Here is a 14241-nt window from a genome sequence, read left to right on the forward strand (position 1 = left end):
CCAGACCCAGATGGTGCTTTGAATGCGGGCGATATCGGATGTTAACCACCGATATTTGCAGCAAAAATTGGCTCTTGAATTTCGTGTTGCGATGCACAATATGGATTGATCTAGGGATTCGACGCCTCCTCGAGGGTGACCGGAGAGGAGATCAGACTTGAGCTATCAGAACATTACGGTTTCGGCCGCCGTGAGGGGCATCGTTCGCACCCTTTGCCAGCAGGAAGAACTGGTCCTGTTGCGGGATCATCTGCTGCGGCTCGATCACCAAAGCCGCCATGATCGTTTCCATGGCTTCATGGATGACAGCTTCATCGAGCGTTACGCGGAAAAGTGCGCGAACGACGGTACGGTCATCATTGCCTATCTCGAGGACGGCGTGGTCCGCGGCGCGGCGGAGCTTCATCCGCCGGCAACCTCGTCGGATCTGCCCGAGATTGCTTTCAGCGTCGAGCGCGGTTTGCGCCGCCTGGGTGTCGGCAGTCTCTTGTTTCAGAAGTTGATCGAAGAAGCCCATGCGAGGGGCTATCGCCGCTTGCGGATTACGACCGGCGCGCAAAACGATGCGATGCGGGCGCTCGCCAACAAGTTCGGTGCGCACCTCTCGTTCTGCCAAGGCGAGTCCACCGGAACCATCGAGGTTGAACAAACAGCGCCGCCGGCATTCGCCCCGGCCGCCGTGATCCCGATCGACGCCGCGCGGGCAGTCATTCAGTTCAATCGTGCGTACTGGAAATTTTGGCTGGGGCTATATGGCTGGAAGCAGGCGGCATGAGCGTGCCGACACGCGGTCACTGCTAGTTCCGCGATAGCCGCTTTAGCTATGTCAGGTGCCGGTCCGTTTGTCGTTCCCGAACCTTCGCACGACGCGCCGTTCGACGACGACCGACCGCTGCGCGCCTTGCTCACCGGCGATCACGCGCGTCGCCGAGCGTGCCTGGATGCGGCTCGTTTTTTTCACCTCGGCGGTCACGGTTTCGAGCGGCAGCCCCATCAGTGAGGCCGCGATCTCGGCCTGCTCGCTCAAGTCCTCGGTGATGCCGGCTGCGGCGAAGATCGCCTCTTCAAGCGTAGGCGGATCACGCCGGACGCGCCGCGGCCCATATTTCGTATTCCAATCCTGGCTCATCGCCGACCCCATCGTTTTCGCGGCTGATATCTAGGGACAGGTATGTTGCATTGCAATATGAAACTGGTGTGGCAATCCAGCTATGCACACTTGAACTGCCGAGGCGTCGCTTCGTTCACGCCCCCGCGATCTCAAGGGTTGCCAGGTCAATTGGAGGCTGCGGCCAACGTTTGAGGGCCGCGTATCCTGAATTGGTCAAGGTGTAGACGCCGCGCTCGACGCGGTCGAACCAGCCATAGACGTTGTGCAGTAGGATTTTAGGCGCGTCGGGAATCGCCGGCTTGAGCTCCCGCACCTTGCGCGGACCTTGCGACAGCGCAGAGGCGCAGGCCAGGGCCTGTTGACGATAAGCGGTCATGATCGGCGCGCGCGTGCTGCCGCCAAGCGCCGGATCGCCCTGGCGCTTGCGGTGCTCGGCAACCAGGCGCGAGCGGCGTTTGAGGTCGCGGCGCGGAATCGACGTTGGCGAGACGATTACTTCGACGGTTCCGGATTTCGTGACCGCAAGCATGCCAAAGCCGAGACGGCGGCAGAGATTGCGATAGCGCGCGTCGCTCTCTCGGCCCTTGCCGCGTTCGGAAAATCTTGCCGCGACCCACACTTCATCGCTGGCGCCGGCGCGGTCGACCGCTTGCAGGATCAGTTCGAGATTGAAGGCGAGCTTCAGTTCGCTGATCACGACGATCGGCGGATCGTCAGCGGAGAGCGCCACGAGATCGCAGCCGCCGATTTCCCCTTTGACCGTGAAGCCGAGGTTTTCGAGAAATCTTTTGACGGGAAGATAAAGCGCGGTTTCCAACGAGTTTTCCTGGCGATCCTGGCGACTCACAGTCGGCTCAGTCTACCGCGGATCGACTTCGCCCCGCGATAAATCGCCTCGGGCTAAACCCGTCCATTGACCGGGAGCAGGGCGCCGGTCACGGCGCTGGCGGCATCGCTCGTCAGGAACAGGATGACTTCGGCCAACTCTTCCGGCCTGACCCACTTCGAAAAATCCGCATCCTTCATGCTGGCGCGGTTGGCGGCGGTATCGATGATCGAGGGCAGGACCGCATTGACGGTGATCTTGCCTTTCCATTCGGCGGCCAGTGCTTCGGTGAGACGGTGCACTCCCGCTTTCGACGCGGCATAGGGGCCCATGCCGGCGCCGGCCGCGATTGCTCCCATCGCGCCGACGTTGACGATCCGCCCGGCACCAGAGGCGGCGAGGTGCGGGATCGCCGATCGCGAGGCGTTAAGCGCGGTCAGAACGTTCAGTGCATAGAGCCGGTGCCAGGTCTTCGGGTCACCATCGACGGCGGTCTCGAAAGCAAAGCCGCCGGCAATATTGACCAGCGCATCGAGCCGACCGAAATGCGAAGCCGCGGCGTCGACAGCTTTGTTCGCCTGAGCCGGCTCGGTTAGATCGACGCCGCCGAGTTCGATCCGGTCGGCTGTCGGCTTTTCGGCCGAAGCGGCGTGGTCGATGGCGGCGACCTTTGCGCCTTTCGCCAGCGCCGAAGCCGCGACGATCTTGCCGAGCGCGCCGGATGCCCCGGTGATGATGACGACCTTTCCTTCCATGACAGCGATCTCCGCGCGGGCAGGTTGCAGCCACACTAGATTTATAAATCAGCTAGTGTCCTCTCGATTCCGAAGTTCGAAATCTGGCTCCGAAAATGCTACGAACTTCGGAATCGGGACACTAGGTCGTAGAAAAATCCGCTGGTAATACGGCCGAAAGGCCCGAGCGCGAACACGTTTTCGCGAAAGAAGGACGGATATTCCGACACTTGTCGGCGATTGATAAAATTTGCCGGAGTTTTGTAAGCGAAACGCAGAACCGTTGCGATATGGCTAGAACCCGCTCAATGGAGGGGGTGAAGCATCATGTTGAAACATCTGCCCGACCACGGTTTGCCGCTTGTGCAGCTCAAGGAGCAGCGGCGTGATCTCGTGGTTGCCTTGCAAAATCGTAACGGCCCCGTCAGCGGCTGGGAGTTGATGCAGATCGCCGCGGTTCAGCAGGCGATTTCCGCATTCGAGGACGTCATCGCCGATCTCGACGCCGAAATGGAAGCGGCGGCCTAACTTCCGCGGCGCATCTGTACAGCAGCCGTTTCCGACGCTATTGCAGGCATCGTTGCGATGGCTTCGGGGGCGAGGATGACACGGCACAGGGCCGCAATCGGCCGGGCAGCGATTTTTGCTGCAATCCTGATCGTCCAGACATCTCCCGCGCCGGCACAGACCTTCGATTCCTATCGCTGTGCCGACGGGACGAAATTCCTCCTCGCGTTCTATCCCAGCGATCAACGCGCCTATCTGCAAATCGATGGCCGCGCGGTCACGTTGAAGAAAAGACTGGCGATTTCCGGCCAACGCTATTCAGGCAGCGGTGTGAGCCTGACGATGACTGCTTCCGGCGCCTTTATCAGACATGTGCGGCGGCCGGTGACGGCGTGCGAACTCTCCTGAAAGGCTTCGCCGCCGAACATCCCGACACACCTGCTTTGTGGCCTTAGTGGTCGCGGCCGCGTTCGGTGGCCTCGCGAATGGCGGCTTCGTGGTACCAGCTTCCGCTGCAATCGACTTCATTGACACGCTCAAGTCCCTGAGCCGGGCTTGAGTTGAATTCGTGCCAACGTTTTCCGCCGAGAGCTGCGCGGCCCCCGGCGGGGAATTGGTAGATGCGGGCGGACTCCTGACTACGGTCTGTATTCATCGATATTCTCCATAGGGCCACACATACTGAACGCATGCTGCGCCCGACTCGTTCGTGTGCAGTTACTGGGAACGCCGATATCGGTCCTGCTTTGCGGAGTCGCAACCTGATTAAAATCAACGCAGTAACTGAACAAAAAAGGTGCATATTTGCCTTTGCACCGGGCAGGGCAGGTTCCGCCACCCTTCGCACGCGGCGAGATAGAGGGTTGCCGAAGTCACCCGCTGGGCTTGCCGATTGTTGCGCGGGCCTGCTACATCGCTAGCCGGTGGCTGTGTGCTCTGCGGCGAATGCTGCAGAAACGGGCTCAGGCGCCGGACCCGCGCGGGCGTCGCGTGACAGCGCCGGCCGATTCGGCGCGCGCCTTTGCCGCACCCGTCTCGAACAGAAAGTCGCAGGACCCGCGCCGGGCGCAGCACTACCGCGCTGCAATAATTGGCACTTTTATTGCTTATTCATGACCGGCCCAACCGTGGCCGGGTACGTGTGCGGGTAGGATCTCAGGTTCGCTCTCACGCCTTTCAATCCCAACTCAAGAGAGGCTCAATGACCAAGTACAAGCTCGAGTATATTTGGCTCGACGGCTATACGCCGACGCCGAATCTGCGCGGCAAAACGCAGATCAAGGAATTCGCGTCTTTCCCGACGCTGGAGCAGCTGCCGCTGTGGGGTTTTGACGGTTCGTCCACCCAGCAGGCTGAGGGCCACAGCTCGGATTGCGTGCTCAAGCCGGTTGCGGTTTTCCCCGACGGCGCGCGCACCAACGGTGTGCTCGTGATGTGCGAAGTCATGATGCCCGATGGCAAGACGCCGCATCCGTCCAACAAGCGCGCCACTATCCTCGACGATCCCGATGCGTGGTTCGGCTTCGAGCAGGAATATTTCTTCTACAAGGACGGTCGTCCGCTCGGCTTTCCGGTGGAAGGCTATCCGGCGCCACAGGGCCCGTACTACACCGGCGTTGGCTACAAGTATGTCGGCGACATTGCCCGCAAGCTGGTCGAAGAGCATCTCGACCTCTGCCTTGCTGCCGGCATCAACCACGAAGGCATCAACGCGGAAGTCGCCAAGGGCCAGTGGGAATTCCAGATCTTCGGCAAGGGCTCGAAGACCTGCGCCGACCAGATGTGGATGGCGCGCTATCTGATGCTGCGTCTCACCGAGAAGTACGGCATCGACATCGAATTCCACTGCAAGCCGCTCGGCGACACCGACTGGAACGGCTCGGGCATGCATTGCAACTTCTCCACCAAGTACATGCGCGAAGTCGGCGGCAAGGACTATTTCGAGAAACTGATGGCGGCCTTTGAGCAGAATCTCATGGACCACATCGCCGTCTATGGTCCGGACAACGACAAGCGCCTGACCGGCAAGCACGAGACTGCGCCGTGGAACAAGTTCAGCTACGGCGTGGCTGACCGCGGCGCTTCGATTCGCGTGCCGCACTCCTTCGTCAACAACGGCTACAAGGGCTATCTGGAAGACCGTCGTCCCAACTCGCAAGGCGACCCCTACCAGATCGCTTCGCAGGTCCTGAAGACCATCGCCACCGTGCCGACCGGCGCGAAGGCAGCCGCCTAAGTCACGTAAGGCGCGCGGCCAGCGGCTGATAGCGTCGCCGGGCTCGACCTTCCCATGATCCGCCAGAGTGCCTGCTCTGGCGGATCATTGCATTTTGAGCGCCAGATCTGCGTGCTAGAAAGCTCCACGCCAGCGGCGGAGATTGAAGAATGGAAAATTCGGTGCGCGTGTTGTCGACGTTGGCACTGGCGGGCGCCATTCGCGCGCTCGGCGAAAGCTATCAGGCGAAAAGCGGCACGCGCATCGATGCCGATTTCGCGCCAACAGTGAGACTGCTTGAGCGGCTCAGGCAAGGCGAGACCGCGGATGTGCTGATCCTGACCGACGAGGGGCTTGCGGGACTGATTGCGGCGGGGAGCGTGGTTGCGCAAAGCCGCGTCGATCTCGCCCGGTCCTGGGTCGGGCTGGCGGTGAAGGCGGGTGCGCCGCACCCGGATATCTCGACGGAAGCAAACTTGCGCGCAACGCTGCTCGCAGCGCGTTCGGTGGCTTATTCGCGGCTCGGAGCCAGCGGAATCTTCTTCGCACAATTGATCGCGAAAACGGGCATCGAGAAAGAGATCAACGCGCGCGCCAGTATAAGCCCCATGGGTTTTACCGCCGAGCGCATCGTTAGCGGGGAGGCGGATGTCGCGATCCAGCAGCTCAGCGAGTTGAAGCAGGTGAAGGGCGTGGAGATCGTCGGGGCATTGCCGCATCATTTGCAGACGCCGGCGGTGTTTTCCGCCGGGACGATGACGGATTCAAAGAACGCGGCGGCATCCGGCCTTCTTCTGAAATTTCTGGCCTCTCCCGAGGCGACGCCGGCGCTGATCGAGTCGGGTTTGGAGCGGCTGGCTTAAGGGAACCAAGCCGTATCTGGCGCGATTGATAGAAGAGGTTTTATCAATCCAGGTTGCCCCATGATCCGCAAACTGAAATCAGGCGAGTACCGGCTCTATTCGCGCAAGCCGAGTCCAAAGACCGGTCGGCGGCGCAATCTCGGCACCTTCAAGTCGCGCGCGGCGGCCGAGAAGCATGAGCGCGAAGTACAATACTTCAAGCGACATTAAGCCGGGTAGATCGTCGGGGCTATTTGGTGCCGTACATTCGATCGCCGGCGTCGCCAAGGCCGGGCAGAATGTAGCCGTGGTCGTTCAGCTTCTCATCGATCGCCGCGGTCCAGATCGGAATATCCGGATGTTCGGCCTGGAAGTGATTGATGCCCTCGGGCGCGGCAAGCAGACAGACAAAGCGCATGTCTTGTGCCCCCCGCGTCCGCAACAGCGAAGCGGCCGCAGAGGCTGAGTTGCCCGTTGCGAGCATCGGATCCATCAGGATCACGGTACGATCCGACAGATCATGCGGCGCCTTGAAGTAGTATTCGACTGCCTGCAGGGTCTGCGGGTCGCGGTAGAGGCCGATATGAGCGACGCGTGCTGAAGGTACGAGCGCCAGCATGCCGTCGAGAAAGCCGACGCCGGCGCGCAGGATCGGCGCAAGGGTCAGCTTCTTGCCGGCGATTTTCGGGGCCTTCATCGCCATCAGTGGGGTTTCGATGTCGACCATCTCGAGCGGCAGGTCGCGTGTCACCTCGTAGCAGAGCAGCATGCCGATTTCATTCAGCAGCTCACGAAAGCCCTTGGTGGAGCGATCGGCCTGCCGCATCAGCGACAGTTTGTGCTGAACGAGGGGGTGGCTGACGAGATGAACGTCACTGTTGGAAAGCATGGAGGCTCCTGAACCGCTGTCGTGCTTGCGATAATCCCGGTTTTTCTTGCCTTGTCGAGGCCGCTGCCGCCCGTTTGCCGGGCAAAGGACACGACCGGGCCGATCGGGCGGAGGCGCACCTCGCCATCGGTGCCTTGCGCGGCGGACCAGGCTTGTGGAGGCGGCGTCGAAATCACGCACGCGGCCGCGTAACAAATATCACCCTACAGCGAACATTGTCAGCGAGCGCCCTTGCGGCAACACGTCAGGATCGTCTGAAGAGGCCTTGCATGAATACTCTGATCGCCCGTTCCATCAGGCTCGTTCCTGCGATTCCGCCCTGTTGGTACGCGATCCCGCTGCGCCTGATCGTCGGCGGCGGCTTTCTCCACCACGGCTACGCCAAGCTCGCGCGGGGACCCGATAACTTCATCCAGATTCTGGGTGCGCTTGGCATATTCGACCCGGCGCTACTGGCCTGGGCCACCATCGCGGTTGAAATTGCCGGCGGAGTCGCCGTGATCGCGGGCCTGTTCATTCCGCTCGTCAGCCTGCCGATGGCGATCGTGTTGCTGGTTGCGATCTTCACGGTCCACTGGCCCAACGGCTTCAGCTCGATCAAGCTATTGTCAGTGACGTCGGCCGGCGCGCATTTCGGCCAGCCCGGTTACGAGACTGATCTGTTGTATCTCTGCGGTATCGTCGCGCTGGTGCTGGGCGGTTCTGGTCCTTTGGCGCTCGACAGCTATCTGTCGAGTGCCCGGATAAAACCGAAAACCTAACCCGCCAATCGCCTCAGCGTGCGAGGGTTTGCTCCGCGCGCCGACGACTGGCGGACTTGCCGTGCACCGGCGCCGGCGCGGTCTCGATGCCTTCATGGCAGGCCATCTCGACCCAGGTGCCGTCCGGTCCCTTTTGGTAGGCGTGGCAGCCCGACGAGGCCGGCGCATCCTCGGTCGCTTGCGCGTTGGCGTTGGCGTGGGAGTTAGGGCTCGAGCCGGTCGCGAGGGCCGGCGAGGCGAGGGTCGTCAAAACGGCGATCGAACCAACGAAGATCGATTGCGCGATCCGCATGGGAAGTTCCCCGAAATGGATTGTGATGTCCGAATTGAAAATAGAAGATTTTGGCGATTTTTGGCCAGAGGCACTGCTTCAGCCTTTCGGCTAAATTGCGTGCTTAACAAAAAGAAAATAGCGCCGCCGCATTTGCGCGGGCGACGCCTTCAAGGTGGGCTTTACCAGCCTGGGAGAAACGTCAGATTTCGGTGCGCCCGCGCTGTCTGGCGCGGCATGCGGGGCCGGGGCCGCGCATGTAATGAAGTTCAGGGCGATAGGGGTCGCTCGCCATCTGGACGAGGCGCTGCCAGCCCTCGACGAGGGCGATCAGGCGCCGGCGGAACGGGAGGGAGGCGGCAAGGGTGATCAGCATGGCAGCCTCTCAATGAGCTTTGCCGAGGACGGAGGCGAAAGGAACCGCGAAAATCTCATCTCCGAAATCGTCGCTGGCATGCAATGTCCAACCGCGCCAATCTTCGTTCGAAGGTTCCATCACCAGCGAGCGCACGACCCCGGCTGCTTGCGCCATGGCTTCGCTCAGGCTGCTGACCGGAGCCAACCGCCGATCGATCCAGATGCCCGCGTCGTTGGAACAGTGGAAGAAGAGCTGAGCCATGGTCCGTCTCCTTCGGGAGAAACGTGATGCATGGTTGTGATAACAGCAGCCGATGAGTCGGAAAATCCGGATGAATCCGTATAGGGAAACTACGGGGATTACAGACAATTTTCTTCAAACTGCTTGCGTGTGACTTCCGCGACGAACCGTAACCGATTCGATTGACTCATGAATTCTCGGAGGCCGTGAATTGCCGTCATTCCGGGCCCCGCGAAAGCGGCGAACCCGGAACGACGGCGGGAGCGATGAAGAATCCTATGCCACGCGGCGCTCGTTATGGCGGCCTTCGCGGACTTCCTCGATGATCTTGGCGCTGAAGGCGTTGAGGTCGCCGGGGTTGCGCGAAGTGATCAGGCCCTGATCGACGACGGCCTCCGAATCCTCCCACTTTGCCCCGGCGTTCATCACGTCAGTTTTGATCGAGTGATACGATGTCATCCTGCGGCCGCGGGCGATGCCGGTTTCAATCAAGAGCCAGGGGGCGTGACAGACCGCGGCCACGACTTTCTTGGCGTTGAAGATGTCGGTGATGAAGGCGAGCGCCTTCGGTTCGACGCGCAACAGGTCCGGATTGATCTGCCCTCCTGGCAGCACCAGCGCGTCGTAATCCTGCGGTGAAACATCGTCCAGCGTCTTGTCGACCTTGACGGGCCGACCCCAGTCCTTCTTGTCCCAGCCCTTGATCTCGCCCGATGTTAGCGAGACGATCTCGACCGTGGCGCCGGCTTCCTTCAGCTTGTCGCGCGGAACTTCGAGCTCCGATTGCTCGAAGCCGTGGGTGGCGAGAATGGCGATGCGTTTGCCGTTGAGTTGCATGGGGACATCCTTCGAACTTTCGTGAGCCCCGCATTGGCAATTGCTCGGCGCTGCAATCGTTCCTTGTTCGATTCACTTCGCCGGTCGAGACAAAAGCAACCGTAATGCTACGGTCTAGCGCGCGATGACGAAGTTGCGTATTCGAAAGCCACTGACCCTGTCGGCTGGAGGCCATTGGGGTGGGGGGATGTTCGCGAGGCCCGGTCTCCTAGGCTCACCGGGCCTCGTGTTCCCCGCAAGATCGACCTTCCTCACATCGATGAACTGAACCATCGCGATCGCCGCCGGGCGGGCGTCTCGAGCCCGTTGGTCTTCGTCGGCCGCTACTACTACCCTCTTCGAAAAACGTGCGGCCCCCGACGAGGATCGGAGGCCGCCTGATCAAGATAGCGCTGACGAGAGATCGGGCTCGGCCGATCAGTCGCGGTCGCGCTGGCAATGCCGGAACTGATCGTCGTCCCCGCCAACGCGAATATCGGAGTTCGTGCAGCCGAAGAAGCCCTGCAGCCCAGGCTGACCGGCATAACCGAGATAGTCGAGACCAAAGATATCTTCGACCGTCTTCAGCATCGAGTAGTGGTTGAAGGGAACGTTGGACACGGTGCCCGGCTTGAGGAAGGGCGACAGCAGAATTCCGCCGATGCGATCGCCGCCGAAGCCGGTGGTGGTCGTAAAGAAGTTCGGCGGCGTGCCGCGCGGGATGTTCTCGAAGCCGAGCTTCAGCGGCTGGCCAGGAACGAGCAGCGGCGCAATATTCGGCCCTGGCTGCTGGCCACAGCAGCTGATGCCTTCCGCCGTGATCTGGCTGTTGGCGCCATCGAAGGTAAGACCGCCTTCGTCGAAGGTGATGATGATCAGCCCGTCTTCCTTGTAGGCCGTCGAGTTCTGGATCATCGGCACGGTCTGCTTCAGGAAAGCATCGATGGAGACGAGGCCGCCGGGTTCGACCGTGTTCTTGCACTTCGACGTGGTGCCGTTGCCGTCATGCCCGTCGTGGCAGAGGTTGGGCGTGATGAAGGAGAAGCGCGGGGTGGTCGATTCGTGCGCCAGATCCTGCTGGAGCTGATTGAAATTGACCACGTGCTGTGAGCACTGGCCGCTGTCGATCAGCGAATGGAAGTAGACGAAGGGGTTGTGGCGGGCCGCGTACTGGTCGCCGCCCGGAAACGCCTCGGCGGCTTGCGTGTTGTCGATTTGGTTGAGCGCAACCTTGGTCACACCATTGATGGTGATCAGCGGTTGCCCGCAGGTCGCTTGTTCCCGGGTCGGATTCTTGCCCATGTCTTCCATGTAGCCCTTCCAGCTCAGGCGCGCGGCGCTGAGCTGGTCGCCTATGGTCTTGATCTGCGGCGGGTAAACGCAGCCGGTGCCGACGGCCTGGCCGTCCGGCGTGATGCCGGTGAGTTGGAAGTCGTCGTAGAAGGTGCAATCGACGCGGGTCTGAACGGTCGGGCCCTGGCCACTGACCATCGAGACGTAGTTGTCGAGGCTGACATGGCCCGTGCCGTAATACTGGTTGAGCATCACACCCTGGCTTGGCAGTGTCTTCGACAGGAAGGGCGCCAGCGAGTTGGGCCCGAAGGTGTCGTTGAAGCTCTCGTTTTCGAGCACGATGATCCAGACGTGGCCGATCTTGCGGCCATCGAAATCGGGAAAGCCGCGGAAAAAGTCGTCTGCACGGACGGCGGTGGACGCCGCAAAAGCACCCACAAGCATGGCCGCAAGCGACCATTTGATGAATTTGAACATGGATGATCCCCAGAGGCAAAGGAGGTTTGAGGCGGCGCGGTCGCCTTCGCGACGCACCGGGGGATCGTCGTATTCACTGAATATTACAGACGGGCGACGGCTGTTTGGGGTGCGGAAATTTGCCGCGCTGGCCCGGAAATGCGCGCCGCATGGGAATAAAGCCGCCGCATTCGGTGTCGCGTACCGCCAGGCCGCACGCGCTGCCTTGTCCGCCGCCGCGGGGGCGGACAACGCCGTGACCGGTTTCAGAACGCCGGCCGCGCCACGTGCCACAGATTGGCGCCGTCAAAGCCGTTGACGTCGCCCGGCGCGTGGTCGGACTGCGACGTATAGAGCGGGCGATAGCGATAGGCCCACATCTTGCTCCCATCGGAGCGGATGATCACGGTGAAGTCGCCCTTGGCTTCGGCGTCCTTGTCGGCGGCGAGCGGCTTCCAGCGCTCGGTGCATTTGCCGTCACAGGTCGACTTGTTGCCCGAGGTGTCGCGGTCGAACGTGTAGAGGGTCATGCCGTTGAGGTCGACGAAGATCGCGCCCTTGCGCGTGTGCACCACCTTGACCGGAAACAGTGGCGTCTCCTTCTTCGGTGGTGGCGCCGGCTCCTCGCCATGCGCGAACGCGTCGCCCAAGGGCAGCAACAGCATTGCCACCACGACTGCAAATCTGAACATCCTGGCCCCGCAATAAAGTAAATCGCGCGTTAACGCGCAGAATGTGCAGAATCGTACACGCTGGAGGTTAGCGGGCCGTTGCAATGAACCGGTGCGAGCGTTGCTACTTTTTCCCGCGCCGGTCCTGCTCCTTCAACAGGTCTTCCAGTTCCTTGCTCTGGTCCTCGATCCGGTTGGCCAGCCGCTCCTCGTTGGCAGCGCCCGATTGCGCCGCCGCCTGCTCGGTGAGCTGGCGCAGGTTGTCGCGCAGGATCGCGACGCGGTTGGCGATCTCGGGATCGGAAAGCTGGCTGAAGTCGGTCATTCGAAGGAGGCTCCCTGGTGTCCAAGGGGATGAAGGATGTTAGCGGAAGCCGGCAATCTCAGCCATAGCCGGCTTGGCCGTTTTGATCTGGATCAGTTCGACCCCCGGCGCAGCGCGATGCCTACCGCGGCTCCGCGGTGACGAGATGCAGCCGCGCCCAGTCGGTAGGTGGCACCTCGGTGGCGCGGTGCTGCTCGCTGTTGCGGTCGACGATGTCGAGCAACTCGGTGTCGATCCCCATTTCGCGCAAGTAGACCCGGAACTGCTCGCCATAGGCGGCGGTCAGGCCTTCGCGGTGCTCGTCGGAGACGTTGGGCGCGAGGCGGTTGCGGATCGCCATGCCGCTCAGGATCACGCGCGTGCCCGATGGCAGCGTGCGGTGGATGCCGCCGGCGAGCATCAGCACGCAGGCGATGTCGCAGCGCCCGTCCTTGCGGTCCAGCGTGGCCTCCAGCGGGCCGCCCGGACGCTTGAGCGCGAAGCAGTCCGCATCGCTCTTGCCGGCGCAGGCGGCAACCTCCGTCGTGCCTTCGGTGGTGTCGATGCCGCGCTCGTGCAGGATGCGGCCGAGACTGACGGCGACGTTGAGATTGGACTCGCCGAAGGAATGGATGACGAGCGGAAGCTTGCGCCCCTGCTGGCGGTCGAGAATGTTGATCAGCCGCTTGTAGGTGTCCCACTGCACGGTGCCCTCGGCCGCGATCCAGTCCGAGCAGCCGGCGCCGCAGGCGCCGTCGGCGCCGTGCGCGACATAGAAGATCATCGCATCGGGCGCGGAAGCGACGCCGCCGGCCGGCGGGCGCGCGATGTTTTGGGCGATGGCGGCGGGAGAGACCGCGACGGCCATCAGCATGCCGATAAGTCCTGTGCGAAGCGCGCCAGCAGCCATGTTCCGTAAAGCTCCCGATCAAGTGCCGCATACTCCGCCGCCGGACGTTGTTGCGCAAGGAGCCTCGCAGGGCCCGTGGCATTCGGTTTGACATCTCCAAACGGCCGGCGTCATTCCGGGGCGAGCGAAGCTCGAACTATGGTGCGCAATTGCGCACGAGAGAATCCATGTCACAGCACGAATGCCGGGAGAGATGGATTCCGGGTCTGCGCCTTCCGCGCAAAATAGCTCGCTATTTTGTCGCGACGGCGCATCGCGGAATGACCGGACACAAAAAGGCGTCCTCGCGGGGCATCGCCTCCGAGTTGTTGCAATCGGTAGCCCTCCAACGTCGGAGGGCGCAGGGAAAGCCGGGTGCCCATCGCACCCGCAGTCTCATGTGCAAGGTAAAAAGCACATGAGGTCGTCACCACGGGTTCGCCGGGCTGGTCCGGCTTTCCCTGCACGGTGGTTTTAACGGTTTCCTTCGTGCTCGCCCCGGAGACCGGGCTTGTTGTCTCCGTGGGGTGACAACGCTTTTCGCGTTGCACCGGATCTCAGCGTCGGGAGATCAGGCCCACACGACTTCGCCGTCCGCGGGCCACGCGCACTTCGTCTCGTGCGCCGCCGCGTCCATCGCCTCCCGCGCCCAACGTCCGTGACGATCGCGATACGCCCCTCTCTTGGGTGCGGGATGGCGCGAAGGTGTAGCGATGATTTGCCCGACGGGCACAGCGAAATATTTTTGCGCGCGGGACTGGACAGTAGACTCAGCATTGATCGGCCAGGCGAAATTCGATTTTTGGTGAAATCACTATTGCGAGGTGCCAGCGCTCTTTCTCCCCTTGGTCATTCCGCGATGCGCCCGCACAACCATCTCCCTGTCATTCCGGGGCGATGCCATCGGGTCGCGCGAAATGCGCGCCCGATGACAGGCTCCGGGACGCAATCCATTTGCGTAGTCGGATCATACTCGGAGCGGCGTAGCCCGCATGAGCGCCGGCGATATGCGGGGTTTAAAGGAATCCCGGATGTCGCTTCGCTCATCCGGGCTACGC

At 61.8% G+C, this 14241-nt stretch carries 20 protein-coding genes; 7 read left to right on the forward strand and 13 right to left on the reverse strand.

The annotated features are described in order from the left end of the window. The first annotated feature begins 157 nt into the window (after nucleotides 1-157). Nucleotides 158-775, forward strand: coding sequence for a GNAT family N-acetyltransferase (locus tag VFL62_RS23470; RefSeq protein WP_325174784.1), 618 nt, complete (start codon nucleotides 158-160; stop codon nucleotides 773-775). Between the two features lie 51 nt (nucleotides 776-826). Here VFL62_RS23470 and VFL62_RS23475 read toward each other — a convergent pair whose 3' ends face one another. The 3 genes from VFL62_RS23475 to fabG all read right to left on the reverse strand — a co-directional run bounded on the left by VFL62_RS23475 (nucleotide 827) and on the right by fabG (nucleotide 2692). Beyond that, the gene (locus VFL62_RS23475; RefSeq protein WP_325174785.1) at nucleotides 827-1129 is read right to left on the reverse strand and encodes a hypothetical protein; all 303 of its coding nucleotides are present in this window, start codon (nucleotides 1127-1129) and stop codon (nucleotides 827-829) included. 115 nt (nucleotides 1130-1244) lie between these two features. Beyond that, the gene (locus VFL62_RS23480; protein ID WP_325174786.1) at nucleotides 1245-1928 is read right to left on the reverse strand and encodes a DUF2161 domain-containing phosphodiesterase; all 684 of its coding nucleotides are present in this window, start codon (nucleotides 1926-1928) and stop codon (nucleotides 1245-1247) included. An 83-nt stretch (nucleotides 1929-2011) separates the two neighbouring features. Beyond that, complete coding sequence (fabG, locus tag VFL62_RS23485; protein WP_325174787.1) at nucleotides 2012-2692, reverse strand: 3-oxoacyl-ACP reductase FabG; 681 nt, start codon at nucleotides 2690-2692, stop codon at nucleotides 2012-2014. 306 nt (nucleotides 2693-2998) lie between these two features. Between fabG and VFL62_RS23490 the strand changes: the two genes are divergently transcribed. Next, complete coding sequence (locus tag VFL62_RS23490; RefSeq protein WP_325174788.1) at nucleotides 2999-3199, forward strand: hypothetical protein; 201 nt, start codon at nucleotides 2999-3001, stop codon at nucleotides 3197-3199. 75 nt (nucleotides 3200-3274) lie between these two features. Continuing rightward, nucleotides 3275-3586, forward strand: a complete 312-nt coding sequence (locus tag VFL62_RS23495) for an MliC family protein (protein ID WP_325174789.1) — start codon at nucleotides 3275-3277, stop codon at nucleotides 3584-3586. A gap of 43 nt (nucleotides 3587-3629) precedes the next feature. On the opposite strand, the gene VFL62_RS23500 is transcribed toward VFL62_RS23495, so the two are convergent. Next, complete coding sequence (locus VFL62_RS23500; RefSeq protein WP_325174790.1) at nucleotides 3630-3833, reverse strand: DUF2735 domain-containing protein; 204 nt, start codon at nucleotides 3831-3833, stop codon at nucleotides 3630-3632. 546 nt (nucleotides 3834-4379) lie between these two features. Here VFL62_RS23500 and VFL62_RS23505 point away from each other — a divergent pair. The 3 genes from VFL62_RS23505 (at nucleotide 4380) to VFL62_RS23515 (ending at nucleotide 6466) form a co-directional block, all read left to right on the forward strand. Continuing rightward, entirely contained in the window at nucleotides 4380-5414 is a 1035-nt protein-coding gene (locus VFL62_RS23505) for a glutamine synthetase beta-grasp domain-containing protein (protein ID WP_325174791.1), read from the forward strand. A gap of 149 nt (nucleotides 5415-5563) precedes the next feature. Further along, nucleotides 5564-6256: a substrate-binding domain-containing protein gene (locus VFL62_RS23510; RefSeq protein ID WP_325174792.1), complete on the forward strand. Its 693-nt coding sequence runs from the start codon at nucleotides 5564-5566 to the stop codon at nucleotides 6254-6256. A 60-nt stretch (nucleotides 6257-6316) separates the two neighbouring features. Next, nucleotides 6317-6466, forward strand: coding sequence for a hypothetical protein (locus VFL62_RS23515; RefSeq protein ID WP_325174793.1), 150 nt, complete (start codon nucleotides 6317-6319; stop codon nucleotides 6464-6466). Nucleotides 6467-6485: 19 nt separating this feature from the next. On the opposite strand, the gene upp is transcribed toward VFL62_RS23515, so the two are convergent. Beyond that, nucleotides 6486-7124 carry a uracil phosphoribosyltransferase gene (upp, locus tag VFL62_RS23520; RefSeq protein ID WP_325174794.1) on the reverse strand — a complete coding sequence of 213 codons (639 nt, stop codon included), beginning with the start codon at nucleotides 7122-7124 and terminating at the stop codon, nucleotides 6486-6488. 269 nt (nucleotides 7125-7393) lie between these two features. On the opposite strand from upp, the gene VFL62_RS23525 reads away from it, so the two are divergent. After that, nucleotides 7394-7885, forward strand: coding sequence for a DoxX family protein (locus tag VFL62_RS23525; RefSeq protein WP_325174795.1), 492 nt, complete (start codon nucleotides 7394-7396; stop codon nucleotides 7883-7885). Between the two features lie 13 nt (nucleotides 7886-7898). Here VFL62_RS23525 and VFL62_RS23530 read toward each other — a convergent pair whose 3' ends face one another. From VFL62_RS23530 to VFL62_RS23565, 8 genes are all read right to left on the reverse strand, one after another. Continuing rightward, on the reverse strand, nucleotides 7899-8177 hold the full coding sequence (locus tag VFL62_RS23530) for a hypothetical protein (protein ID WP_325174796.1): 279 nt from the start codon (nucleotides 8175-8177) through the stop codon (nucleotides 7899-7901). Between the two features lie 181 nt (nucleotides 8178-8358). Beyond that, entirely contained in the window at nucleotides 8359-8532 is a 174-nt protein-coding gene (locus VFL62_RS23535; RefSeq protein ID WP_325174797.1) for a hypothetical protein, read from the reverse strand. Nucleotides 8533-8541: 9 nt separating this feature from the next. Further along, nucleotides 8542-8775 carry a DUF6894 family protein gene (locus tag VFL62_RS23540; protein WP_325174798.1) on the reverse strand — a complete coding sequence of 78 codons (234 nt, stop codon included), beginning with the start codon at nucleotides 8773-8775 and terminating at the stop codon, nucleotides 8542-8544. 255 nt (nucleotides 8776-9030) lie between these two features. Next, on the reverse strand, nucleotides 9031-9591 hold the full coding sequence (locus VFL62_RS23545) for a type 1 glutamine amidotransferase domain-containing protein (protein ID WP_325174799.1): 561 nt from the start codon (nucleotides 9589-9591) through the stop codon (nucleotides 9031-9033). Between the two features lie 417 nt (nucleotides 9592-10008). Beyond that, complete coding sequence (locus VFL62_RS23550) at nucleotides 10009-11340, reverse strand: alkaline phosphatase family protein (protein ID WP_325174800.1); 1332 nt, start codon at nucleotides 11338-11340, stop codon at nucleotides 10009-10011. A 245-nt stretch (nucleotides 11341-11585) separates the two neighbouring features. Then, entirely contained in the window at nucleotides 11586-12011 is a 426-nt protein-coding gene (locus tag VFL62_RS23555) for a hypothetical protein (RefSeq protein ID WP_325174801.1), read from the reverse strand. Nucleotides 12012-12114: 103 nt separating this feature from the next. Next, the gene (locus tag VFL62_RS23560; RefSeq protein ID WP_325174802.1) at nucleotides 12115-12315 is read right to left on the reverse strand and encodes a hypothetical protein; all 201 of its coding nucleotides are present in this window, start codon (nucleotides 12313-12315) and stop codon (nucleotides 12115-12117) included. 121 nt (nucleotides 12316-12436) lie between these two features. Beyond that, the gene (locus VFL62_RS23565) at nucleotides 12437-13204 is read right to left on the reverse strand and encodes a hypothetical protein (RefSeq protein WP_325174803.1); all 768 of its coding nucleotides are present in this window, start codon (nucleotides 13202-13204) and stop codon (nucleotides 12437-12439) included. Between the last annotated feature and the right edge of the window lie 1037 nt (nucleotides 13205-14241).

Origin of the sequence: Bradyrhizobium sp. (assembly GCF_035701725.1) — a bacterium.
Lineage (GTDB): Bacteria > Pseudomonadota > Alphaproteobacteria > Rhizobiales > Xanthobacteraceae > Bradyrhizobium.

What these genes read in the sequence shown, in the direction of transcription:
- VFL62_RS23510 (WP_325174792.1), top strand. Translation starts at nt 5,564, where the DNA reads ATGGAAAATTCGGTGCGCGTGTTGTCGACGTTGGCACTGGCGGGCGCC.
- VFL62_RS23505 (WP_325174791.1), top strand. Translation starts at nt 4,380, where the DNA reads ATGACCAAGTACAAGCTCGAGTATATTTGGCTCGACGGCTATACGCCG.
- VFL62_RS23555 (WP_325174801.1), bottom strand. Translation starts at nt 12,011, where the DNA reads ATGTTCAGATTTGCAGTCGTGGTGGCAATGCTGTTGCTGCCCTTGGGC.
- VFL62_RS23500 (WP_325174790.1), bottom strand. Translation starts at nt 3,833, where the DNA reads ATGAATACAGACCGTAGTCAGGAGTCCGCCCGCATCTACCAATTCCCC.
- VFL62_RS23475 (WP_325174785.1), bottom strand. Translation starts at nt 1,129, where the DNA reads ATGAGCCAGGATTGGAATACGAAATATGGGCCGCGGCGCGTCCGGCGT.
- VFL62_RS23565 (WP_325174803.1), bottom strand. Translation starts at nt 13,204, where the DNA reads ATGGCTGCTGGCGCGCTTCGCACAGGACTTATCGGCATGCTGATGGCC.
- fabG (WP_325174787.1), bottom strand. Translation starts at nt 2,692, where the DNA reads ATGGAAGGAAAGGTCGTCATCATCACCGGGGCATCCGGCGCGCTCGGC.
- VFL62_RS23540 (WP_325174798.1), bottom strand. Translation starts at nt 8,775, where the DNA reads ATGGCTCAGCTCTTCTTCCACTGTTCCAACGACGCGGGCATCTGGATC.
- VFL62_RS23495 (WP_325174789.1), top strand. Translation starts at nt 3,275, where the DNA reads ATGACACGGCACAGGGCCGCAATCGGCCGGGCAGCGATTTTTGCTGCA.
- VFL62_RS23560 (WP_325174802.1), bottom strand. Translation starts at nt 12,315, where the DNA reads ATGACCGACTTCAGCCAGCTTTCCGATCCCGAGATCGCCAACCGCGTC.
- VFL62_RS23525 (WP_325174795.1), top strand. Translation starts at nt 7,394, where the DNA reads ATGAATACTCTGATCGCCCGTTCCATCAGGCTCGTTCCTGCGATTCCG.
- VFL62_RS23545 (WP_325174799.1), bottom strand. Translation starts at nt 9,591, where the DNA reads ATGCAACTCAACGGCAAACGCATCGCCATTCTCGCCACCCACGGCTTC.
- upp (WP_325174794.1), bottom strand. Translation starts at nt 7,124, where the DNA reads ATGCTTTCCAACAGTGACGTTCATCTCGTCAGCCACCCCCTCGTTCAG.
- VFL62_RS23515 (WP_325174793.1), top strand. Translation starts at nt 6,317, where the DNA reads ATGATCCGCAAACTGAAATCAGGCGAGTACCGGCTCTATTCGCGCAAG.
- VFL62_RS23535 (WP_325174797.1), bottom strand. Translation starts at nt 8,532, where the DNA reads ATGCTGATCACCCTTGCCGCCTCCCTCCCGTTCCGCCGGCGCCTGATC.
- VFL62_RS23490 (WP_325174788.1), top strand. Translation starts at nt 2,999, where the DNA reads ATGTTGAAACATCTGCCCGACCACGGTTTGCCGCTTGTGCAGCTCAAG.
- VFL62_RS23530 (WP_325174796.1), bottom strand. Translation starts at nt 8,177, where the DNA reads ATGCGGATCGCGCAATCGATCTTCGTTGGTTCGATCGCCGTTTTGACG.
- VFL62_RS23550 (WP_325174800.1), bottom strand. Translation starts at nt 11,340, where the DNA reads ATGTTCAAATTCATCAAATGGTCGCTTGCGGCCATGCTTGTGGGTGCT.